Annotated in this window: 21 protein-coding genes and 2 tRNA genes; 16 read left to right on the top strand and 7 right to left on the bottom strand. The window is 61.1% G+C overall.

Annotated elements, in window-relative coordinates:
• Positions 1-76 precede the first annotated feature (76 nt).
• Complete coding sequence (locus ACFODV_RS02580; protein WP_379754163.1) at positions 77-292, bottom strand: hypothetical protein; 216 nt, start codon at positions 290-292, stop codon at positions 77-79.
• 171 nt (positions 293-463) lie between these two features.
• On the opposite strand from ACFODV_RS02580, the gene ACFODV_RS02575 reads away from it, so the two are divergent.
• Complete coding sequence (locus tag ACFODV_RS02575) at positions 464-703, top strand: hypothetical protein (protein WP_379754160.1); 240 nt, start codon at positions 464-466, stop codon at positions 701-703.
• 51 nt (positions 704-754) lie between these two features.
• On the opposite strand, the gene ACFODV_RS02570 is transcribed toward ACFODV_RS02575, so the two are convergent.
• Positions 755-1561: a sulfite exporter TauE/SafE family protein gene (locus ACFODV_RS02570; RefSeq protein WP_379754157.1), complete on the bottom strand. Its 807-nt coding sequence runs from the start codon at positions 1559-1561 to the stop codon at positions 755-757.
• Between the two features lie 243 nt (positions 1562-1804).
• Between ACFODV_RS02570 and ACFODV_RS02565 the strand changes: the two genes are divergently transcribed.
• Both ACFODV_RS02565 and ACFODV_RS02560 read left to right on the top strand, forming a co-directional pair.
• Complete coding sequence (locus ACFODV_RS02565) at positions 1805-2128, top strand: TraR/DksA family transcriptional regulator (RefSeq protein ID WP_379754154.1); 324 nt, start codon at positions 1805-1807, stop codon at positions 2126-2128.
• A 71-nt stretch (positions 2129-2199) separates the two neighbouring features.
• Positions 2200-2787, top strand: coding sequence for a hypothetical protein (locus tag ACFODV_RS02560; RefSeq protein WP_379754151.1), 588 nt, complete (start codon positions 2200-2202; stop codon positions 2785-2787).
• Positions 2788-2868: 81 nt separating this feature from the next.
• On the opposite strand, the gene ACFODV_RS02555 is transcribed toward ACFODV_RS02560, so the two are convergent.
• Together ACFODV_RS02555 and ACFODV_RS02550 are read right to left on the bottom strand one after the other, a co-directional pair.
• Positions 2869-3468 carry a helix-turn-helix domain-containing protein gene (locus ACFODV_RS02555; RefSeq protein WP_379754148.1) on the bottom strand — a complete coding sequence of 200 codons (600 nt, stop codon included), beginning with the start codon at positions 3466-3468 and terminating at the stop codon, positions 2869-2871.
• A 124-nt stretch (positions 3469-3592) separates the two neighbouring features.
• Complete coding sequence (locus tag ACFODV_RS02550; RefSeq protein ID WP_379754145.1) at positions 3593-4336, bottom strand: SDR family NAD(P)-dependent oxidoreductase; 744 nt, start codon at positions 4334-4336, stop codon at positions 3593-3595.
• 142 nt (positions 4337-4478) lie between these two features.
• Here ACFODV_RS02550 and gltX point away from each other — a divergent pair, with 142 nt between their 5' ends.
• From gltX to ACFODV_RS02535, 3 genes are all read left to right on the top strand, one after another.
• On the top strand, positions 4479-5960 hold the full coding sequence (gltX, locus tag ACFODV_RS02545; protein WP_379754142.1) for a glutamate--tRNA ligase: 1482 nt from the start codon (positions 4479-4481) through the stop codon (positions 5958-5960).
• A 56-nt stretch (positions 5961-6016) separates the two neighbouring features.
• Positions 6017-6092 (top strand) — tRNA-Ala (locus ACFODV_RS02540).
• Between the two features lie 22 nt (positions 6093-6114).
• Positions 6115-6190 (top strand) — tRNA-Glu (locus ACFODV_RS02535).
• A 444-nt stretch (positions 6191-6634) separates the two neighbouring features.
• On the opposite strand, the gene ACFODV_RS02530 is transcribed toward ACFODV_RS02535, so the two are convergent.
• Complete coding sequence (locus tag ACFODV_RS02530) at positions 6635-7525, bottom strand: NAD(P)-dependent oxidoreductase (RefSeq protein WP_379754139.1); 891 nt, start codon at positions 7523-7525, stop codon at positions 6635-6637.
• 123 nt (positions 7526-7648) lie between these two features.
• The gene (gene gltA, locus ACFODV_RS02525) at positions 7649-8935 is read right to left on the bottom strand and encodes a citrate synthase (RefSeq protein ID WP_379754136.1); all 1287 of its coding nucleotides are present in this window, start codon (positions 8933-8935) and stop codon (positions 7649-7651) included.
• Between the two features lie 453 nt (positions 8936-9388).
• Between gltA and sdhC the strand changes: the two genes are divergently transcribed.
• The 10 genes from sdhC (at position 9389) to ACFODV_RS02475 (ending at position 21982) form a co-directional block, all read left to right on the top strand.
• Entirely contained in the window at positions 9389-9766 is a 378-nt protein-coding gene (gene sdhC / locus ACFODV_RS02520) for a succinate dehydrogenase, cytochrome b556 subunit (protein ID WP_379754133.1), read from the top strand.
• Positions 9760-10107: a succinate dehydrogenase, hydrophobic membrane anchor protein gene (gene sdhD, locus ACFODV_RS02515; protein ID WP_379754130.1), complete on the top strand. Its 348-nt coding sequence runs from the start codon at positions 9760-9762 to the stop codon at positions 10105-10107. The genes sdhC and sdhD overlap by 7 nt, the downstream gene beginning before the upstream one ends.
• A 3-nt stretch (positions 10108-10110) precedes the next feature.
• Positions 10111-11883 (top strand): succinate dehydrogenase flavoprotein subunit, encoded by a 1773-nt coding sequence (gene sdhA / locus ACFODV_RS02510; RefSeq protein ID WP_379754127.1) that lies wholly within the window; start codon positions 10111-10113, stop codon positions 11881-11883.
• Positions 11884-11909: 26 nt separating this feature from the next.
• Positions 11910-12620, top strand: coding sequence for a succinate dehydrogenase iron-sulfur subunit (locus ACFODV_RS02505; RefSeq protein WP_379754124.1), 711 nt, complete (start codon positions 11910-11912; stop codon positions 12618-12620).
• A 262-nt stretch (positions 12621-12882) separates the two neighbouring features.
• Entirely contained in the window at positions 12883-15717 is a 2835-nt protein-coding gene (locus ACFODV_RS02500) for a 2-oxoglutarate dehydrogenase E1 component (protein ID WP_379754121.1), read from the top strand.
• A 42-nt stretch (positions 15718-15759) separates the two neighbouring features.
• Positions 15760-17316, top strand: a complete 1557-nt coding sequence (odhB, locus tag ACFODV_RS02495) for a 2-oxoglutarate dehydrogenase complex dihydrolipoyllysine-residue succinyltransferase (RefSeq protein WP_379754118.1) — start codon at positions 15760-15762, stop codon at positions 17314-17316.
• A 63-nt stretch (positions 17317-17379) separates the two neighbouring features.
• Positions 17380-18819 (top strand): dihydrolipoyl dehydrogenase, encoded by a 1440-nt coding sequence (lpdA, locus tag ACFODV_RS02490; RefSeq protein WP_379754115.1) that lies wholly within the window; start codon positions 17380-17382, stop codon positions 18817-18819.
• 139 nt (positions 18820-18958) lie between these two features.
• Complete coding sequence (gene sucC / locus ACFODV_RS02485; protein WP_379754112.1) at positions 18959-20125, top strand: ADP-forming succinate--CoA ligase subunit beta; 1167 nt, start codon at positions 18959-18961, stop codon at positions 20123-20125.
• A complete protein-coding gene (gene sucD, locus ACFODV_RS02480; protein WP_379754109.1) occupies positions 20125-20997 on the top strand; it encodes a succinate--CoA ligase subunit alpha in 873 nt (290 codons plus the stop codon). Before sucC ends, sucD begins: the two co-directional genes overlap by 1 nt.
• A 115-nt stretch (positions 20998-21112) precedes the next feature.
• Positions 21113-21982, top strand: coding sequence for an urea carboxylase-associated family protein (locus tag ACFODV_RS02475; protein WP_379754106.1), 870 nt, complete (start codon positions 21113-21115; stop codon positions 21980-21982).
• Here the strand turns inward: ACFODV_RS02475 and ACFODV_RS02470 are convergent.
• Positions 21964-22956, bottom strand: coding sequence for a lysylphosphatidylglycerol synthase transmembrane domain-containing protein (locus tag ACFODV_RS02470; protein ID WP_379754103.1), 993 nt, complete (start codon positions 22954-22956; stop codon positions 21964-21966). The genes ACFODV_RS02475 and ACFODV_RS02470 overlap by 19 nt on opposite strands.
• Positions 22957-22975 lie beyond the last annotated feature (19 nt).

The following is a 22975-nucleotide window of genomic DNA, read 5'->3' as shown; positions in this document are numbered from 1 at the left end:
TTGTTCTGGGAAGGCATGCAGTTTACCAGTCCATGTCTCGGGTTGCCCATGTCGCCGCAGTTGTCTCCGCATATTGCTAGCCGGCTCTGGAGAAGGCGAGCGGGTCCAGTTCGTGACGCTGAATGGTCACCGCGGCCTGACAGTTCAGGCAGCGCAGAGTGCCGGTGTCTCGGGTGAGCCCTTCGACCCGGAAACGGTGTAGGTAGAGAGTTTCCGGCTCATCAGTGTTGCCGCACCGGCGGCAGATAAGCGTCAGACCATGTACCTTGTGAGTGATGGTGATGGTGTCCACGTGAACCTCCTGCTCAGGAAAGAGGAGTTACCGCAGGGAGGCGGGGAGGTAGATGAGGATATCCGAGCATCCCATGTGAATAATCTATGCCATCACCCGCTTGCGCACCCGTGAAAACGTTTCAAGAGCTACCAGCAATAATCTTGGAACTTTTCCTTCAAGGAGATGGCCATGCCTCACAACCTCACTGACCACCAGTTGGAGCTGCTGACCCGAGTGCTTCAGCACGGTGGGGTGCTGTCCTCACCCTTCGGTTATTCCGACGAGGACGCCCTGCTACCGGCGCTGCGCGAGGATATCGCAGTCCTGGAGAAGATGGGTTTGATCACGGTGGTGCCGCATACCGGCTCGAGACTCGGCGAGACCTTAACGCTGACCGAAGAGGGCTATGCGGCCCTCGACATGACATGACGGGTAGCGTCGGGTGAGGGGCGTCACTGTTCGGCATGCGTCGGCCGGGTCTCAGGAGGTGAACACCGTGTAGAGCATCTGCAGTGCCAGAGCCATCAGCATGAAGGCGAATACCCGCTTGAGAATCCCCACTGGCAGGCGATGCGCGAGCCTTGCGCCGATGGGCGCGGTAAGAATGCTCAATGGTGCCATGAGCAGCAGGGCGGGCAGGTAGATATAGCCCATGGCGGCATCCGGCAAGCCAGGGGTTCCCCAGCCGTTGATGAGGTAGCCCAGCGCTCCTGCCAAGGCGATCGGCAGTCCCACCGCGGCCGAGGTGCCGATGGCATGGGGCAGCCGGACGTTGCACCAGGTCAGGAAAGGCACGGTCAGCGAGCCGCCGCCGATCGCCACCAGCGCTGAAATACCGCCGATGCCAAGCCCCGCACCGGACAGGCCGATCGGTCCCGGCAAGGTGCGGCTAGGCTTGGGCTTCAGGTTGGCGAGCATCTGTAGCGACATCAGTACCATGAAGACGGCGAAGAATATTGCGAGACCGCGGGTGGGTATCAAAGCGGCGATAAAGGTGGCCAGGAAGGTGCCGGCGAGGATGGCGGGAGTGAGGTGGCCTACGATGGGCCAGCGTACTGCGCCATGCCGATGGTGCGACCAGAGGCTGGCCGAGGCGGACGGCACGATAGCTGCCATGGCGGTGCCCAGCGCCAGATGGGCGATATGCTCGTGAGGGACGCCCTGGATCACGAATATCGAGGTCAGGATTGGCACCATGATGCCGCCCCCGCCGATGCCGAGCAGTCCGGCCATCAGGCCGACAAAGCCGCCCAGAGCCAGGTAGGCCAACCACCAGATGGGATCCAATGCCCTCTCTCCTTCTGCGAATTCGTATGATGTCTGAACTAACGCCCTGGACTCGAGCGCCAGGGGCAGCAGTGTAGAGGAAAACGCCGTGTGGTGGGCACCGTTCCCGGGTGGCTACCACTGCCTGAGGATTAAGGCTTGACGAGGAGCGGGTCGGCTAAAGCGGCAATGTGCTATGTAGTAGGTCAGTGCAGCGACACCCAGGACGCTGTAGGACACGTTACAACGACAGGAGAGGACATCATGACGAATCGGAAAGGCGTGCTGGAAGCCTTGCGCGAGGACCTGATCGGACGGATCGAGCAATACAGGGCGCATAAGGAGCAGCGTAGTGGGCCGCTGGACAAGGATATGGAGGAACAGGCTATCGAGTTACAGAACGACGAGGTCGTCGACGCCCTGGAAAGTGAGTCCGAGGAGGAACTGCGTCAGGTGATGCACGCCCTGGCGCGGATCGATGCCGGCGAGGGCGAAGTCTGTGAGGCCTGCGATGAATCGATTGCGCCTGAGCGTCTCGACGCTGTGCCCTTCACCACGCTGTGCCGACAGTGTGCCGAGCTACGTTGAGTAATTGTCGGGACGGGCAGCCCGAGCCGGTGATAGCCTAGGCAAGTGAATCATCGCTTCGGAGGTCATGCATGAGCGTGTGGTATCGATGGTGCGGCCTTGGCGTAATGCTGGTGATGTTGGCGGGATGCGGCGGAAACGGTACTGAAAGCGAAGAAGCGCAGGACAAGCCGGAAACGGTTGCCCAGCCTTACCCTTCTGACACCTCGGAGCCTGAGCCCGCGGTGGATCCTTTTGACGAAGCGGTAGAGATCGAGTTTTCGGTCACCCTGGGCGGTGACCGGCGTCTGCTGGTGGAGGGGGAGAGTAACCTGCCTGATAACTCTCGCCTGCAGGTGGTAGTGCAGCGAGAGGCGAGCGGCATTCGCTGGCAGGAGCGTACAACGCTGACTGAAGGCCGTTTCCAGGCTGGCCCCTTCGGTTCGGGCAGCGGCCTTCCGGACGGCGGCTATGTCATCACCGTCAATCTCTCCGAGGCCACCGTGCAGCCCGAAGGAGTTCGTGCCCGGATCGGTGAGCGGGGCGAGCATCTGAGCGGTTCCCTGGTGAGCACGTCGCGCCACGGTCTGGGGCAGGTCGCGAGCGCCTCTCGACGTTTCATGATTGGAGACGAGCCGCGCCGCACCCACGATAGCGTCGAGGTGAGGGGATTTGAATAGCGCTGGATGAGCAAGGTTGTTGAGCAGTGTCGCGGGTAGAATAGTGCCGGAGGGCGAGTGGTGCGGGCCGCCCGCACCATCTCAGAGCGTGGAGGCCTGCCAGCGGGCCAGCAACATACCCACTAACCGGGTGTCAGGGGGAGCGGGATATGGGGCGTCCTCATCCTGTTTGCTGAACTGCAGGGCTTCGTCTTCCCGCTTGGACACCCGGCGAACGCACAGCTGGCTGTTCTCTTCCACGAGATACAGGCCTGGCTGGCGGAAGCGATCCGTTGGCGCCACGGCGACGAGATCGTGATTCGACAGGAAATCGAAAGTATCGCCCGGCGCCGGGGTCAACAGGTAGCACTCTCTTTGCCACTTTTGGCGCCGGGAGGCGGGTAGCAGGTCCCGGGGCACTTCGATGTGACTGCCGGCAAGGGCTTGCCAGGGTGCGGGGAGTTTATGTCTCAGGGGCAGGGGAGTTGGCCGATGCTCGCCGCCACCCTCAAGAAGCCTCGACAGAGTGCAATCCAGCGCCTGGGCCAAGGCCACCAGTCGTTCATGGCCAATCTGGCGAATAGCACCGGACTCCCAGTAGGAGATGGTCACATCGGAAACACCAACTCGACGGGCCAGGGCGGCCTTGTTGAGGTTGGCTTCCAGCCGGAGCTCCTTGATGCGCGGGCCTAATGAATCCATCTCTCTATCCTGTTGTCGCGTGCGCTGCGTTATCTGAATGTTACAAAAAGTCGTCGATGATCATCCGGGATCCATTGTGGGCGTGCAATTTCGCGCATCAACGTTGATTAACCGCTTATGCCGATCACCAAGCCACTGGCTCGCCGGCCCAGTCATGGAAGCTGGCGCCTTCTCCGGGGCGACGCTGCTCCAGCACATTCAATAGTTGCTCGGCCACGAAGGCTGGGGTGAATAGCTTGCCCTCGGGGACTCGCGCCTGGAAGGGGCGAGAGAGGGGGGTGTCGGTGGTGCCCGGATGCAGGCAGGCAACGGCCAGGTTCGGGTTGAGTCTGCGCAGCTCGATGGCAGCGGTTCTCATCAGCATGTTGTGTGCTGCCTTGCTGGCGCGGTAGGCGTACCAGCCACCCAGGCGGTTGTCCTCGATGGAGCCGACTCGGGCTGAGAGGCTCGCGACTAGCGCCGGGTGTTGGCCCTTGAGGCTGGGTTGCAGGGCCTTGAGCAACATGGCGGGTGTCGTGGCGTTGACATGGAACAGTCGGGCCAGGGTCTCGGCATCGAGGTCGTCGAGCCGCTTTTCAGGGTGTATGCCGAGCGTCTCGTCATGAAGCATGCCGATGGCGTTGAAGGTCAGGTGAAGCGTCGCTCCGTCGAGGTAGGAGGCCAGTGTCTCGAGCCCCTCTTGGGTGGTGAGGTCAGCGTTCAGCGCCTCAAAGCGGTCATCGTTCGGACGAGGTGTCGTCTGCCGGCCGACGCCGATCACCCGCCCCGGCCTTGGGCTGGCCAGCAGGGTATCCACCACTGCACTGCCGATGCCGCCACCGGTGCCAGTCACCAGCGTGGTAAAACCCTCGGGAAGTTGTGTGAGCATGATGCTCTCCAGATTGGTGGGTCATATGGCCTGAGATTGACCGCGATCTTGCTGGATGATTCCCCCGACGGCTGCCTAGGCGGCGACAGGTGCGTATAATATGCCCATTCTTCTACCATCGGATCCGGGACACCGTAACGACATGACCGTACGCACGCGTATCGCGCCGTCACCGACCGGCGATCCCCACGTCGGCACCGCCTACATCGCGCTCTTCAATCTCTGTTTCGCTCGTCAGCACGGTGGCCAGTTCATCCTGCGCATCGAGGATACCGACCGGGTGCGTTCGACGCCCGAGTCGGAACAGATGATTCTCGATTCACTGCGCTGGCTGGGTCTCGACTGGGACGAGGGCCCCGATGTGGGGGGGCCACACGGCCCCTACCGTCAGAGCGAGCGCGGCGACATCTACGCCGAGTACGCCCGTCAACTGATCGAGGCGGGGCACGCTTTCAAGTGCTACCGGACCAGCGAGGAGCTGGACGAGTTGCGCGAGGCGCGCAAGGACGCCGGCATGCAGCTGGCGCTTAAGCCCGCCGATCTGGTCCTGCCGGCCGAGGAACAGGCCCGCCGTGAGCGCGAGGCATGGCCCCACGTGGTGCGCATGGCGGTACCTGCCGGGGGCACCTGCGTTATCCATGACATGTTGCGCGGCACCATCGAGGTGGACTGGGCCCAGGTGGACGCCCAGATTCTGCTCAAGTCCGACGGCATGCCCACCTACCACCTGGCCAACGTAGTCGACGACCATCTGATGGGCATCACTCACGTACTGCGCGGCGAGGAGTGGATCAACTCGGCGCCCAAGCACCAGCTGCTCTATGAGTATTTCGGCTGGGAGATGCCCGAGCTCTGCCATATGCCGCTGCTGCGCAATCCAGACAAGTCGAAGCTTTCCAAACGCAAGAATCCCACGTCGATCAACTACTATCGGCGCATGGGCTACCTGCCCCAGGCGGTGATCAACTATCTGGGTCGCATGGGCTGGTCAATGCCCGACGAACGCGAGAAGTTCAGCCTCGATGAGATGATGGCCCATTTTGATATACAGCGCGTGTCGCTGGGCGGGCCGGTGTTCGATTTGGAGAAGCTCACCTGGCTCAACGGCCTCTACATCCGCGAGGAGCTCGACGACGATGCCTTTCTCAAGGCGCTGATGGAATGGGCCTTCAACGAGCGCTACGTCAAGGAGATCCTGCCTCAGGTGCGTCCGCGAGTGGAGACCCTTTCCGAGGTTGTGCCTCTCGCAGGCCATTTCTTCTCGGGGCTGCCGCGGATCACCGAAGAAAATTTCGATGCCGTCAAGCTGGGTCACGAGGACCTGCTTCGGCTGCTTCAGTTCCTGGTGTGGCGCTTCGAAATCGTCCCGGCTTGGCACAAGGAGGCGCTGCTGGTCGAAGTGAAGGGGCTGGCTGCCCACTTTGATCTTAAGATGAAGGAGTTTCTGGCTCCCGTGTTCATCGCGATCACCGGCTCTACCGCCAGCACCTCTGTGATGGACGCCATGGCTATCCTCGGCTCCGATATGACTCGAGCGCGGCTTCGCCACGCCATCGAGGTGCTCGGCGGCGTTTCCAAGAAGCAGGCCAAGCGTTTCGAGAAGGAGTTCCTCGAACTCGATTGATTTCGTGTTGACGAAGACGAGTCGAATCAGTAATATGCGATTCGTCTTCAGGGCACGGGGCCTTAGCTCAGCTGGGAGAGCGCGACACTGGCAGTGTCGAGGTCAGCGGTTCGATCCCGCTAGGCTCCACCAATAACGTACCTGAAACGTTTGCGTCCCATTCGTCTAGTGGCCTAGGACACCGCCCTTTCACGGCGGTAACAGGGGTTCGAACCCCCTATGGGACGCCACTCTTTATGAAAAGGGCACTCTCTCGAGTGCCCTTTTTTATCGCCTGGCGTCAACCGCCAGCGCTGTTATCTCTCCCAGTTTTATCTCCTTATGATCCCTTTTTCAGGGTGAATTCTGCTTGACTTGTCCACTAGGCGGGGTTCTGCCCGGCTGTCTGTGCGCAAGTGAACTGCAATCGCCCGTGATCACAGGCTTTTTCATAAAGTCCATTTAAATCATAGGCTTACGCAAGGTTAAAAATTGATCAATCTAAGCCCAAGCCCCAGTTCATGGCGATTTGACGGCTTTTTCGAGTGGTTGTGAACAGGTTTATCCACAGATTGTGTGGACAACGAATCGGGGTCGCGCGATGCCCACAGCATGAGATTTGTCAACCTGAAAACGGCAGCCGGTTGAGGCTGCCGGGGAAGATAGGAGGGCGGCGCCCGGCGTCGCCCTTTTGCTCAGAGGTGGCCCACAGCGCGCAGTCGGCGCAGCAGCGAAGAGGTGTCCCAGCGTCCTCCGCCCATCACCTGAACGTCGGCGTAGAACTGATCCACCAGGGCGGTGACTGGCAGGCGGGCCTGAAGGCGACGAGCCTGCTCCAGGCAGATGCCAAGATCCTTGCGCATCCAGTCGACGGCGAAGCCGTGCTCGTATTCGTCCTCGATCATGGTGGCGTGGCGGTTCTCCATCTGCCAGGAGCCGGCGGCCCCCTTGGAGATGACGTCAATTACGCGCTGCTGATCGAGGCCGGCCTGCTCGGCGAAGTGCAGGCCTTCGGCAAGGCCCTGAACCAATCCGGCGATACAGATCTGGTTGACCATCTTGGTCAGTTGGCCGCTGCCGGCGGGACCCATTAGAGTCACCGCCTTGGCGAAGTGCTCAAGAGTTGTCACGGCGCGTGCGAAGTCGCGTTCGCTGCCGCCGCACATGACAGTCAGGGCGCCGTTCTCGGCGCCCTGCTGGCCGCCGGAGACCGGCGCGTCAATAAACCCGATACCGCGTTCGCGGCAGGCGGCGTCGAGTTTCAGTGCGAGATCCGCCGATGCCGTCGTGTGGTCTACCAGCAGGCTACCCTCGGCCATCCCGTGCAGCGCACCGTCGTCGCCGCTGGTGACCTGGCGAACGTCGTCGTCATTGCCCACGCAGACCAGCACCAGGTCGGCGCCTTCGGCGGCCTCCCGAGGCGTGGGGTGGTGGCTGCCGCCGTGTTCCTTGGCCCAGGTCTCGGCCTTTGCGGCGGTGCGGTTGAAGACGCGAACGGTAAGGCCGGCGCGAGCCAGGTGACCGGCCATGGGATAACCCATCACGCCAAGGCCGATAAAGGCGACGGTGGAGATGCGGTTGCTCATACGGATTGCTCACTGTTGTTGGAGGTGGAGAAGATCATGACGCAGAAAACCGCCCGAAGGCGGCTTTCTGAAGAGTAGCGCACGCGGCTTGGGCCGCCTTTGCCGGGTTACTTGGTCGGCGGGTTACTTGGTCGGATAGACACGCTGTGTATGCCCGGTATAGAGCTGACGCGGACGGCCAATCTTGTAGCTGTCGCTGAGCATCTCGTTCCAGTGGGAGATCCAGCCGATGGTGCGGGACACGGCAAAGATCACGGTAAACATATTGGTTGGGATGCCCATGGCCTTGAGAATAATGCCGGAATAGAAGTCGACGTTGGGGTAGAGCTTGCGCTCGATGAAGAACTCGTCTTCCAGGGCGATCTGCTCCAGGCGCTTGGCGATCTTGAGCTGAGGGTCGTCGGCCATACCCAGTTCGGCCAGTACTTCGTCACAGCTCTCCTTCATCACCTTGGCGCGCGGATCGAAGTTACGATAGACGCGATGGCCAAAGCCCATCAGCTTGAAGGGGTCATCCTTGTCCTTGGCCCTGTCGATGAATCGCTGGATGTTCTCCTCGGAGTCGTCACCGATCTCGTCGAGCATCTTCAGCACCGCCTCATTGGCCCCGCCGTGAGCCGGACCCCAGAGAGCCGCGATGCCTGCGCTGATGCATGCAAAAGGGTTGGCGCCAGTGGAGCCCGCCAGTCGAACCGTCGAGGTGGAGGCATTTTGCTCGTGGTCCGCGTGAAGCATGAAGATGCGGTCCATAGCCTTGGCGTAGACCGGGTTGATCACGTAGTCCTCGCAAGGGTTGCTGAACATCATGTAGAGGAAGTTCTCTGCATAGCTCAGGTTGTTGCGCGGATAGTTGAATGGCTGGCCTACGTTGTACTTGTGAGACATCGCTGCGATGGTCGGCATCTTGGCGATCAGGCGGATCGCGCTGATGATGCGATCTTCCTCGATGTTGGTGTCCATGTGATCGTGGTAGAAGGCGGCCAGGCCACCTACGACACCACACAGGATTGACATCGGATGGGCGTCGCGGCGGAAGCCCTTGAAGAAGTTGTTGATTTGGTCATGGACCATGGTGTGGTTGCGGACCCGCGACTCGAAGTCAGCATATTGCTCATCGCTCGGCAACTCGCCGAACAGGAGCAAGTAGCTCATCTCGACGAAGTTGGACTCCTTGGCCAACTGGTCGATCGGGTAGCCCCGGTGCAGCAGTACGCCCTTGCCACCATCGATGTAGGTGATGGCTGACTGGCAAGAGGAGGTGGCCATGAAGCCGGGATCGTAGGTGAAGAGGCCTTCGGCACCCAGTCCACGCACGTCAATGACGTCCGGGCCCAGGGTGCCCGAATAGACAGGCAGTTCGATCGTCTTGTCCAGACCGTCTACCGTCAGCGTCGCTTTCCTGTCAGCCATGGAGGCCTCCTCTCGAGTTCGTGTTAGGGCGATAAGTCGTTATTTCACTGGTGGGTTCCCAGCGATTTCCGGCGAAAAATGTTCGCCCACTATAGAAGCGTTCCAGCGATTGTCAATTAGCCCATGGCGACACGCATGCTGTGCAGCGCCTTGCGCTAGGTAGAAGTGTTGTATAATAATTGATGCTGCGCACCATCCTGGATTCACACGCGCCAGCAAGCAGCTCGGGGATGGCGTGGTGGGGGAAGCGGCGGCCTTTGCACCATGGTCTAGTTAGCCACCGCTTCATTTGTCATGGCCTGGCCATGTCCTTATAATCCATCCCGCGCGACTGGCAGGAACAGGCGGTCTTGTCCGGCATCACGGCAAGCGCCGCTACTTCCCGAAACCACCGCCCGCTCGGGCCTTGCCCGTCCTGTTGTCAAGTGGGCCATAGAGAGTGTGTAGAGAGCCGTGAATAGCAAACGACCCGTAAATCTGGATCTGTCCACGATACAGTTTCCACTTCCCGCCCTGACCTCCATCGCTCACCGTATCACCGGTGTGATCTTGTTTGTCGGCCTGATTTTTGCCTTCTGGGCCCTCAGTAAGTCGCTGTCGTCTCCAGCGGGCTTCGCCGCCGTCAGCGACGTGCTGGCCAACAACTTTCTGGTCAAACTGATCGCATGGGGCTTGTTGTCGGCGCTTTCCTACCACTTCGTGGCCGGCATCAAGCACCTGGTAATGGATATGGACATCGGTGTGACCCTAGAGGGCGGCCATAAGAAAGCACAGATCACCGTGGTGGTAAGTGCGGTCCTGATCATTCTGGCGGGAGTCTGGGTATGGTAACTAACATCACCAATTTCGGCCGCAGCGGTCTTTCCGACTGGCTCATTCAGCGCGTGTCGGCGGTTATCTTGGCGATCTACGCCCTTTTCATCGTCGCCTACCTGTTGCTCAATCCGGGCCTGGACTATGCCACCTGGAATGGCCTGTTCGCACAGACCTGGATGCGAATCTTTTCGCTGCTGGCCTTCGTGTCGCTGTCTGCCCACGCCTGGGTAGGCTTGTGGACCGTGACCACCGACTATATCAAGCCGACAGGTATCCGTGTCGGCGCCCAGACCGCCATCATCCTGGCCATCTTTGTATTCCTGGTCTGGGGCATTCAGATTCTGTGGGGAGCTTGATACATGTCCAACCTTCGTAGCCTTTCGTTCGACGCCATCATCATCGGTGGTGGCGGTGCTGGCCTTCGAGCCGCCCTCGAGTTGGCCAAGTCCGGCAAGAAGACCGCCGTATTGTCCAAAGTTTTCCCGACACGCTCCCATACCGTCTCTGCTCAGGGCGGCATCACCTGTGCCATTGCGTCCGCCGATCCTGACGATGACTGGCGCTGGCACATGTACGACACCGTCAAGGGCGGCGACTATATCGCCGACCAGGATGCTGCTGAGTACATGTGTTCTGAAGGCCCCAAGGCAGTTTTTGAGCTCGAGCACATGGGCCTGCCGTTTTCCCGCTTCGACAACGGGCGCATCTATCAGCGTCCGTTCGGCGGCCAGTCCAAGGATTTCGGCGCCGGCGGCCAGGCGTCTCGCACCTGTGCCGCGGCGGATCGTACCGGTCACGCCCTGCTCCACACCCTCTATCAGAACAACCTGAAGAACGACACCACTTTCCTCAACGAGTGGTACGCGGTTGATCTGGTCAAGAACGCCAACGGCGACGTGGTGGGCTGTATCGCCATGGATATCGAGACCGGCGAGATTGTGCACGTTAAGTCCAAGGCCACCGTGCTGGCGACTGGCGGGGCAGGCCGCATCTACGCCTCCACCACCAACGCATTGATCAACACCGGCGACGGTATCGGCATGGCGCTGCGCGCAGGCTTCCCGATGCAGGACATGGAGATGTGGCAGTTCCACCCGACCGGCATCTACGGTGCGGGCACCCTGGTGACCGAGGGTTGCCGCGGTGAGGGGGGTTACCTGGTGAACAAGGATGGCGAGCGCTTCATGGAGCGTTACGCTCCCAACGCCAAGGATCTGGCGGGACGCGACGTGGTGGCGCGCTCCATGGTCATGGAGATTCTCGAAGGTCGCGGCTGCGGCGAGAACGGTGACCACGTCTTCTTGAAGCTTGACCATCTTGGCGAGGAAGTTCTCGGCAAGCGCCTTCCCGGCATCGTCGAGCTCTCCAAGACCTTTGCCCATGTCGATCCGGCCAAGGAGCCCATCCCGGTGGTGCCGACTTGCCATTACATGATGGGCGGGATTCCCACCAATGTGCATGGCCAGGCGATCATGCAGGACGCCGACGGCAACGACCAAATCGTCAATGGCCTGTTTGCCTGCGGTGAGGCAGCCTGCGTCTCGGTGCACGGTGCCAACCGTCTGGGCGGCAACTCGCTGCTCGACCTGGTGGTCTTCGGCCGCGCGGCGGGTATGTTCATTGAGGGCGCGCTCAATGAAGGCATCGAGTACCTCGACGCCTCCGAGTCTGATATCGAATCGGCCATGAAGCGGATGAATCGCTGGAACGAGTCTGAAGGCGGCGAGACGGTGCCTGAGCTCAAACGTGCACTGCAGAGCATCATGCAGAACTCGTTCGGCGTGTTCCGCGAAGAAGAGAACATGCAGAAGGGCGTCGGGCAGCTGGCCGAATTGCGCGAGCGTATCGCCAACGCCTATCTGCCGGACAAGACTAACGCTTTCAACACGGCGCGCGTCGAAGCCTTGGAGCTGGATAACCTGATGGAAGTGGCAGAAGCCACCGCCATCTCGGCCCTGGAACGCAAGGAGAGCCGTGGTGCGCATTCCCGCTATGACTATCCGGACCGTGACGACGTCAACTGGCTGAAGCACTCGCTCTATTTTCCTGCCGACAAGCGGCTTGCCAAGCGCGACGTCAACTTCACGCCCAAGACTGTTGACACCTTCGAGCCGAAAGTACGCACCTACTAACTCAGCAACTACAAGGGTGAGTCACGATGTCCAAGCTTCAGGTATCCATCTACCGCTACAATCCGGAGACCGACTCCGCGCCCTACATGCAGGAGTTCCAGGTCGACACCCAGGGCCGTGACGTCATGGTTCTGGACGTCCTTCACATGATGAAGGAAGACGACAACGGCCTGGCTTACCGCCGCAGCTGCCGCGAAGGCGTTTGCGGTTCCGACGGCATGAATATGAACGGCAAGAACGGCCTGGCCTGCATCACCCCTCTCTCCGAGGTGATCAAGGGCAATAAGCTGGTGCTGCGTCCGCTGCCGGGACTGCCGGTCATCCGTGACCTGGTGGTCGACATGGGCTTGTTCTACAAGCAGTACGAGCGCATCCAGCCGTATCTGCAGAACGACACCCCGGCTCCGGCCATCGAGCGGCTGCAGTCGCCCGAGGACCGCGACAAGCTCGATGGGCTTTACGAGTGCATTCTTTGTGCCTGCTGTTCGACGTCTTGCCCGTCATTCTGGTGGAATCCGGACAAGTTCGTTGGCCCGGCCGGCCTGCTGCAGTCTTACCGTTTCCTGGCCGACTCCCGCGACACCGCGACCGAAGAGCGTCTGGCAGAGTTGGAGGATCCGTTCTCAGTGTTCCGCTGCCGCGGCATCATGAACTGCGTGGCGGTCTGTCCGAAGGGACTCAACCCAACCCGAGCGATCGGGAAGATCCGCGACATGCTGCTGGCCAATGCCACTTAATGCCACTTAAAAGGTGGGCCTGAGCTTGTTATCATGGCCTTCTGATTTTGGTTGCGACAGCGTGTCGCAGCTGGAAGTTGGCACAGAAGCGTCAAAAGCCGGTGCCCAGGGCACCGGCTTTTGACCATGAAATTAAAGGCTTTCGGCCGATGGCCGTTGGCGCCGGAATGAGATTGGCCCCACCGGCAGGGCACTACCGATGTCGCCGCGCCCCGCGTGGGTTGGCGCCGATACCACCCCATCAGTGCAGGGTGACCGAGACATGCAACAAGGCATAATGGAGTTGATGTGGCGCTCCTCACACGTCAGTGGCGGCAATGCCCACTATGTGGAAGCGCTTTACGAGCAATACCTCGATGATCCCGCCGCTGTTCCGGACGAGTGGCGCAGCTACTTCGATCAGTTGCCGGCCCCTGAAGGCAGCGCCTCTCAAGACGTCCCGCTTTCCCCGATCCGCGAACAGTTCTACCAGCTGGGCCAGGCTCGCCGCAGCGCCCTGGCGGCTACCGCATCCGGCGGTGAAGAGAACAAGAAACAGGTCAAGGTTCTCCAGCTGATCAACGCCTACCGCTTTCGCGGTCACCAGAAGGCCGATATCGACCCGCTCGGACTGCGCAGCCCGACGCCGGTTCCCGATCTCGACCTCTCTTTCCATCAGCTCTCCAAGAGCGATATGGATACCGAGTTCCAGACCGGTTCCTTCTTTCTGGGACTTGATCGGGCTCCGCTCAAGGAGATCGTGGAGGCGCTGGATCAGACCTACTGTCGTTCCATCGGCTGCGAGATCATGCATATCGTCGACACCGAGGAAAAGCGCTGGCTGCAACAGCGCTTTGAATCGGTACGCAGCGCGCCCAAGTTCGGCAACGAGGTGCGTAAGCATGTGCTAGAGCGGCTGACCGCCGCCGAGGGCCTAGAGAACTACCTGGCGTCCAAGTACCCGGGTACCAAACGCTTTGGTCTGGAGGGCGGCGAAACCTTCATCCCCATGATGGACGAGCTTATCCAGCGCGGCGGTGGCTATGGCATCAAGGAGATGGTCATTGGCATGGCCCACCGCGGCCGTCTCAACCTGTTGGTCAACATTCTCGGCAAGAATCCCGGCGAGCTGATCGAGGAGTTTGACGGCAAGAAGGTCATCGAACACGGCTCCGGCGACGTCAAGTACCATCAGGGTTTCAGCTCCAATGTCATGAGTCCGGGCGGGGAAGTGCACCTGGCATTGGCCTTTAACCCCTCCCACCTGGAGATTGTCTCTCCGGTGGTCGAGGGTTCGGTGCGCGCCCGTCAGGATCGTCGCGACGACAGGGATGGCAGCAAGGTGTTGCCGATCAACGTTCATGGCGACGCCGCCTTTGCTGGTCAGGGCGTGGTCATGGAGACGTTCCAGATGTCCCAGACCCGCGCTTACAAGACCGGCGGCACGATCCATATCGTGATCAACAACCAGGTTGGCTTTACCACGTCAAATCCGCTTGATACTCGCTCCACCGAGTACTGCACAGATATCGCCAAGATGGTCCAGGCGCCAATCTTTCACGTCAACGGCGACGACCCCGATGCGGTGCTGCATGCCACCCAAGTAGCGCTCGATTTCCGTCAGCAGTTCAAGAAGGACGTAGTGATTGATCTGGTCTGTTATCGCCGCCGCGGCCACAACGAGGCCGACGAGCCAAGTGGCACCCAGCCGATGATGTACCGGAAGATCCGTGAGCAGAAGACCGCCCGCGAGATCTATGCGGCGCGGCTGGTAGAGCAGGGCGTGCTCTCCGAGGAAGACGCCAAGGCGATGATCGAGACCTATCGTGAAGACTTGATGGCTGGCAATCACGTGGCTAACGCTCTCGTTCAGGAGCCCAACACCTCGCTGTTTGTCGACTGGAAGCCCTATCTGGGTCATGAGTGGACCGGCCATGCCGACACTTCCGTCGAGATGAAACGTCTTCAGCGCCTGGCTGCCAGGATGTGCGACGTCCCGGACGGGGTTGAGGTACAGCGTCAGGTCGCCAAGATTTATGCCGATCGCCGCAAGATGCAGGCCGGCGGCATGGCGCTGAACTGGGGCTTCGCCGAGACCCTGGCGTATGCCACTTTGATTGATGACGGCCATCCGGTGCGCATCACCGGTCAGGACGTAGGCCGCGGTACCTTCTCTCACCGCCATGCGGTGGTGCATAACCAGAAGGACGGCAGCGCTTACGTGCCGCTGCAGCATATGGCAGACGGTCAGCCTCGCTTCACCATCCACGACTCCTATCTCTCCGAGGAGGCGGTGCTAGCGTTCGAGTATGGCTTTGCCACCACGGCGCCGAACCATCTGGTGGTCTGGGAGGCCCAGTTCGGTGATTTCTTCAACGGCGCTCAGGTGGTGGTGGATCAGTTCATCTCCTCTGGCGAGACCAAGTGGGGGCGGCTGTGCGGGTTGACCATGCTGTTGCCCCACGGCTACGAGGGGCAGGGTCCAGAGCACTCTTCGGCGCGCCTGGAGCGATTCCTTCAGATGTGCGCCGAGCACAACATGCAGGTTTGTGTGCCGACCACGCCTGCGCAGATTTTCCATCTGCTGCGTCGCCAGGTGGTTCGCAAGGTAAGAAAGCCTCTGGTGGTGATGTCGCCAAAAAGCCTGCTGCGTCACAAGGATGCCACTTCCAGCCTCGACGAGTTGGCGAGCGGCCATTTTCAGATGGTGCTGCCCGATCAGGGTGAGCGCGACCCCAGCAAGGTCGAGCGGATCATCCTGTGTGCCGGAAAGGTTTACTATGACCTGGCCAACTGGCGTGACGAGAACGACCGTCAGGACGTCGCCATTGTTCGCATCGAACAGCTCTACCCCTTCCCCAAGGAGGAGCTATTCGAGGCGCTCAAGGCCTATGTCAATGTCACCGACGTGGCGTGGTGCCAGGAGGAGCCCCTCAATCAGGGGGCCTGGTACTCGAGCCAGCATCATTTGCGGGCCGTGGCCGACATGCTCAATAGCAACCTGGGCAGTAAGCTCACGTTCGCCGGGCGTCCGGCCTCTGCAGCACCCGCCGCGGGCTATATGTCCGTTCACATAGAACAGCAGCGCCAGCTGGTGGAAGACGCCTTCAATCTTTGAGGCACGCCACCGGGACGAGATAGAACAGACAAGGGAAACGACATGGCTACCGAGATCAAGGCCCCAACCTTTCCGGAATCCGTTGCAGAGGGCAGCGTTGCCGCCTGGCACAAGAAGGCAGGCGATAGCGTCGAACGCGACGAACTGATCGTCGAGATCGAGACCGATAAGGTGGTGCTCGAGGTGCTGGCACCGGAAGCCGGCACTCTCACCGAGGTGCTCGCTGAAGAGGGCGAGACCGTGGAATCCGAGCAGGTGCTGGGTCGCATCGGTGAGGGAAAGGCCAAGAAGACCGAGGCCAAGGCCGACAAGAAAGATGACGCCACGGCCGAGAAGCAGGATGACGTCAAGGCTGAGAAGCCCGCCGCAGGCGGTGGCAAGCAGCACGAAGTTAAGGCGCCCACCTTCCCCGAGTCGATTCAGGAAGGCACTGTGGCCAGCTGGAACAAGCAGGTCGGCGAAGCCGTCACGCGCGACGAGGTGCTGGCGGAGATCGAGACCGACAAGGTGGTGCTGGAAGTGGTGGCACCGACCGACGGCACCCTCTCCGAGATCAGGGCCGAGGCGGGCAGTCAGGTCGAGTCCGAGGCAGTGCTGGCGATCTTCACTGAAGGCGCTGGGGGAGGCGCCGATACCTCTGCCGATGAAGCACCAGCGGCGTCTGCCGATGACGGCGCGAGCGACGAAAAGGTGGGTGACAAGATCCTCGCCCCGGCGGCGCGCAAGCTGGTCGCCGAGCATGATCTCGATGTCGGCGCCATCCAGGGCACGGGCAAGGGAGGGCGCATCCTCAAGGAAGACGTGTTGAAAGCGGTCAAGGACGGCAGCGCCATGAAAGCCTCCAAGCCTGCAGCGCCCTCCGCAAAGGCGGCTGCGGCAGCGCCGGCCGTCGAGGGCGAGCGTCCCGAGAAGCGCGTGCCGATGAGCCGCCTGCGTCAGACTATCGCCAAGCGACTGGTCCAGGCCCAGCAGACTGCCGCCATGCTGACCACCTACAACGAGGTGGATATGAGCGCGGTGATGGACCTGCGCGGTCAGTATAAGGATGCCTTCCTCAAGACCCACGACGTAAAGCTCGGTTTCATGGGCTTCTTCGTCAAGGCGGCCTCAGAAGCCCTCAAACGCTTCCCGGACGTTAACGCCTCCATCGACGGCACCGACATTGTCTACCACGGCTATCAGGACATCGGCGTGGCGGTCTCCACCGATCGCGGCCTGGTGGTTCCGGTGCTGCGTGATACCGACAGCATGAAGATTGCTGACGTCGAGAAGGGCATCGTCGACTTCGGCAAGCGGGCTCGCGACGGCAAGCTGGGCATCGACGAGATGCAGGGCGGCACTTTCACCATTACCAACGGCGGCACCTTCGGCTCGCTGATGTCCACGCCGATTATCAATCCGCCGCAGACGGCCATTCTGGGCATGCACAAGATTCAGGATCGCCCGATGGCGGTAAACGGCAAGGTCGAGATCCGCCCGATGATGTATCTCGCGGTCTCCTACGACCACCGCATGATCGATGGCAAGGACGCGGTCCGGTTCCTGGTGACCATCAAGGAACTGCTCGAAGATCCGTCACGCCTGCTGCTGGATATCTGAACGGCACGTGCCGCCTGATGAAGACAGCGGCACCTCAACCCAAGACACTCAAAGGGAGCCAATATGGCTGACAAGTTTGATGTGATCGTGATCGGTGCTGGCCCCGGCGGCTACGTGGCCGCCATTCGTGCCGCCCAGATGGGCCTCAAGGCCGCCGTCGTCGAAAAGTGGACCAGCGAGGATGGCAAGCCGGTGTTCGGCGGAACCTGCCTCAACGTGGGCTGCATCCCCTCTAAAGCACTGCTGGAGGCCTCCCACAAGTTTGTCGAGGCGAAGGATGACTTCGACGACATGGGCATCCAGGCCGGCGACCTCCAGATGGACGTCAAGAAGATGATTGCCCGCAAGGACAAGATCGTCGCCAACCTGACCGGCGGCGTGGCGGGCCTGCTCAAGGGCAACGGTGTGACCTCCATTCAGGGCACCGGCAAGGTGACCGGCGCCAATCAGGTCGAGGTCACCGACAATGACGGCAAGGCGACCTCCTACGAGACCGAGAACATCATCATCGCCACTGGCTCCGTGCCGGTGGAGATCCCGCCGACTCCGCTGACCGAGGGTCTGATCGTCGACTCCACCGGCGCCCTGGAGTTCCAGGAGACGCCAAAGCGGCTCGGCGTGATCGGTGCCGGCATCATCGGCCTGGAACTGGGCAGCGTGTGGTGTCGCCTGGGTGCCGAGGTCACCGTGCTTGAGGCCATGGACAGCTTCCTGCCAATGGTGGACACCGCCATTGCCAAGGAGACCCAGAAGCTGCTCAAGAAGCAGGGTCTGGACATCAGGCTGGGCGCTCGCGTTACCGGCTCCGAGGTCAAGGGCAAGGAAGTGGTCGTCAAGTACACCGACGGCAACGGTGAACAGGAGATGACCTTCGACAAGCTGATCGTCAGTGTCGGACGTAAGCCTTACACCAAGGGCGTTGTGGCCGACGGCTTGGGCATCGAGCTGGATGAGCGAGGTTTCATCCATGTCGATGACCAGTGCCGTACCGGCGTGCCGAGCGTCTTCGCTATCGGTGACTGCGTGCGCGGCCCGATGCTGGCCCACAAGGCCTCCGAGGAGGGCGTGGTGGTGGCAGACATCATCGCTGGCCACAAGGCCGAGATGAACTACGATGCCATCCCCAACGTCATTTATACCTTCCCCGAGGTGGCCTGGGTCGGCCTTACCGAGCAGGAAGCCAAGGCAAAGGGACTCAACGTCAAGGTCGGCAGCTTCCCGTTCGCTGCCAGCGGTCGCGCCATGGCTAACAATGCCACTGACGGCCAGGCCAAGATTGTCGCCGATGCCGAGACCGACCGCGTGCTGGGCATGCATATCGTCGGTCAGCATGCCGGCGAGATGATCGCCCAGGGCGTCATCGCTCTGGAATTTGGCTCAAGCGCCGAAGATCTGGCACTGACGTGTTATGCGCATCCGACCATGTCCGAGGCCGTGCACGAAGCGGCGTTGGCGGTGGATGGCCACGCCGTTCACATGGTTAACCGCAAGAAACGCAAGTAAGTCGCACAACGAGCGCCGCCCATCGGGCGGCGCGCTCCTTCCGGCGAAGCATCGGAAGGAACGGTGGTGGTCCCACACGTCCGCCAGCAGGTGAGACAGGATCACCGTTCGAGTCACATGCAACCAATGGCATGAATCGATGAACCTTCACGAGTATCAGGGCAAACAGCTGTTTGCCGACTACGGTCTTCCGGTGTCCAAGGGCTTTGCCGTCGACACCCCCGAAGAAGCTGCTGAAGCCTGCAAGAAGATCGGTGGTGACAAGTGGGTCGTCAAGGCCCAAGTCCACGCCGGTGGCCGTGGCAAGGCCGGCGGCGTCAAGCTCATCAAGAGCGCGGAGGAGGCCAAGGCCTTCGCCGAGCAGTGGCTGGGCAAGAATCTGGTGACCTACCAGACCGACGCCAACGGTCAGCCGGTGGCCAAGATCCTGGTCGAGAACTGCACCGAGATCGCCGAGGAGCTCTATCTGGGTGCCGTTGTCGATCGTGCGACCCGTCGCGTCGTCTTCATGGCCTCCACCGAGGGTGGCGTGGAAATCGAGAAGGTCGCCGAAGAGACGCCAGAGAAGATCCTCAAGGCCGATATCGATCCGCTGGTGGGCGCTCAACCCTACCAGGCGCGTGAGTTGGCCTTCGCCCTGGGACTCAAGGGTGACCAGGTGAAGCAGTTCACCAAGATCTTCCTGGGCCTCTCCAAGCTGTTCCACGACAAGGATCTGGCGCTGCTCGAGATCAACCCGCTGGTGATCACCGACGAAGGCAACCTGCACTGCCTCGACGCCAAGCTCAATCTGGATGGTAACGCCCTTTACCGTCACCCGGATCTGCAGGCGATGCGTGACCCCTCCCAGGAGGATGCGCGCGAGGCCGAAGCGGCTGCATGGGAACTTAACTACGTGGCCCTGGACGGCAACATCGGCTGCATGGTCAACGGCGCCGGCCTGGCTATGGGCACCATGGATATCGTCAACCTGCATGGCGGTTCGCCGGCGAACTTCCTTGATGTAGGCGGCGGTGCCACCAAGGAGCGCGTGGCCGAGGCGTTCAAGCTGATCCTCTCCGACGACAACGTCAAGGCGGTGCTGGTCAACATCTTTGGCGGCATTGTGCGTTGCGACATGATCGCCGAGGGCATCATTGGTGCCGTCGAGCAGGTGGGTGTCAACGTGCCGGTCGTGGTGCGACTGGAAGGGACCAACGCCGAACTGGGGACTGAGAAGTTGTCCTCCAGTGGTTTGAACATCATCGCTGCTACCAGTTTGACCGATGCGGCTCAGCAGGTTGTCAAGGCAGCGGAGGGCAAGTAATGAGTATCCTGATAGACAAGAACACCAAGGTCATCTGCCAAGGCTTCACCGGCGGCCAGGGGACTTTTCACTCCGAGCAGGCCATTGCCTACGGTACCAAGATGGTTGGCGGCGTGACTCCGGGTAAGGGTGGCCAGGAGCACCTTGGCCTGCCGGTGTTCAACACCGTCAAGGAAGCCGTCGAGAAGACCGGTGCCGAAGCCAGCGTTATCTATGTGCCGGCTCCGTTCTGCAAGGACTCGATCCTCGAGGCCGCCAACTCCGGCATCAAGCTGATCGTCTGCATTACAGAGGGCATTCCGACCCTCGACATGCTTGACGTCAAGGTGGAGTGCGACCAGCTGGGCGTGCGTCTGATCGGTCCCAACTGCCCGGGCGTGATCACTCCCGGCGAGACCAAGATCGGTATCATGCCGGGCCATATTCACAAGCCTGGTAAGGTCGGTATCGTGTCGCGTTCAGGCACCCTGACTTATGAAGCGGTCAAGCAGACAACCGACCACGGCTTCGGCCAGTCCACCTGTGTTGGCATCGGCGGTGACCCGATTCCGGGTTCCAACTTCATCGACATCCTCGAGATGTTCGAGAAGGATCCGGCTACCGAGGCGATCGTGATGATCGGCGAGATCGGCGGTACCGCCGAGGAAGAGGCCGCGGCCTACATAAAGTCCAACGTCTCCAAGCCGGTGGTCTCCTATATCGCCGGTGTGACGGCCCCGGCGGGCAAGCGCATGGGGCATGCTGGCGCCATCATCTCCGGTGGCAAGGGCACTGCGGACGAGAAGTTTGCCGCATTGGAAGACGCCGGTGTGAAGACCGTACGTTCGCTGGCGGAGATCGGCGATGCCCTGAAGGAAGTGACCGGCTGGTAAGTCGAGCACTTGTCTCAAGGCAGCATGAACAGAAAGGACACCTCAGGGTGTCCTTTCTGCTTTCCGTATCAGGGGTTAGGCTTGGTAGCTCATACCGCCTACCCGGAGATGCTCCATGGCCAAGGTCCCCGCCGCCTATCGCGCCACGCAAGGTTCCATTCTCGACGTGGACCGTGACTTCTATGCTCGACTGAGGGCACCAGAGGCGAGAACGCGAGTTAATCACCTGGTCGTGCCGATTCGCGAGGGGCTTGCCTGGGAGGTGCCGGCGGGCCATGTGCTGCGTCTCTCGACGCTGGATGGGCCGCAAGTGGGAGATCTCAACCTCTGGCATCGCCATAATCCACGGGAGCGCTTCTGGGCTTCACGCACTCGCCAACTGCAGCGGGCCCATGTATCAACGTTCGATCGCCTGTGGTCGACGCTACCCTATCTGCGGCCCATGGCGACCATCATAGAGGATACCCTGGCGGGGTACGGCACGGATGCTGACGGTGGACGAGTGCATGACCTGCTGGGGACGCGCTGCGACCCCTACGTCAACAAGCTGCTGACCGGCGAAGATTTTGATCATCACTGCCATTCCAACCTGGTACGTGCAGTGGCTCCCTTCGGACTCACCGAGTTCGACGTGCATGACGTCCTCAATGTCTTCCAGTGCACCGGACTCAATGACGATGATCAGTACTTCATGAAGGCTTGTCCGGCCCGGGAGGGCGATTACATCGAATTCTTCGCCGAGATCGATCTGCTTTGTGCGCTGTCGTGCTGCCCGGGCGGTGACCTCTCGGTCGATCTCTGGGGCCCCGACGCCCGGGATCCCCTGGAAACCTGCCATCCCATTGGCGTCGAGGTCTTTCGGCTGGAGCCTTCGCTGCTTGCCGACTGGGAACCGCCGGCGTATGCGGCATACCGTGGCGGACACGGCATGTCAGCTCCGGCAGTCGACTGGACTGCCGAGAAGGTTCAGCGGTTCAACGGCTGAGAAGGCGCTGATGTTCGCAAGAGTGATGGTCGTTGCACTAGCCGATAGGCCGACAGCAGAAAGAGCGGGGCACCGACAGCCAGGTAGAGGTGATAGGACACCAGGCGCCAGACCAATACAGCGGCTGCGGCCTGCTCGCGCTCCATCAGTGGCAGCAGCAGACCCCCTACCCCCAGTTCGGCCGCCCCGGCACCGCCGGGAAGAAAGCTGAACTGGCTTGCCGCCATGGCCAGCATCTGGGTCAGGAAGGTCCATAGCCAGTCGGCGTTTCCCCCTGCGCCCAGTACCGCAAGGTAGAGCAGGCTGTAGCGCAGTAGCCAATGCATTGCGGTGAGCATCATCATCGTCAGCAGCGTGGTGACGGGGAGCTGCAGGGTGACCTGCAGCGCCTGGCGACACGTCAACAGGCGGCGGGCAAGCCAGCGGCGCCGATATCTGCTCAGCCAGCGTCCGCCGCTTGATATGGGGTAGCGCAACAACCTTGGCAGGTACGCGATCACCAGTGAAAAGCCAGCGGCCACCAAGGCCAATGCGATCAGGGCGAACTGGACGACTGTCTGGTGAGGCCACTGAGTCTCGCCCAGCAGGGAGAGGGCCACTACCCCCGACAGCATGCAGAGGAAAAATAGTAGATCGCAACCCTGGTCGACCAGGAAGATGGCGGCTCCCCGGGAGGCTGGTAAACCACGCTGAGCCAACAGTACCAGTAGCGTGGCCGGGCCACCGCTGCCTCCTGGCGTGGCGCAAAGCGCGAACTTGGACGTCAGTTCGATGCCCAGGGCCCTGCGCTGGCCAAGTCGGCCGATGCGTCCATCCAGCATCAAGCGCAGCCGGGCGGCATTGAGGTTCCAGCAGATGAATGCCATCAGCAGCATCACGCCCAGTATATCCAGCGGGAACCGCTTGACTGCCGCCAGGGCATCGGTTCCCCCCAACCAGGCGGTGACCACGACAGGTGCAACGAGTGCCATCATGATCAACAGAACGTGTAGC

Origin of the sequence: Halomonas tibetensis (genome assembly GCF_042643535.1) — a bacterium.
GTDB classification, from domain to species: Bacteria; Pseudomonadota; Gammaproteobacteria; order Pseudomonadales; family Halomonadaceae; genus Halomonas; species Halomonas tibetensis.
Note: the sequence above shows the minus strand (reverse complement) of the source record. Positions and strands in the feature narration are given on the sequence as shown.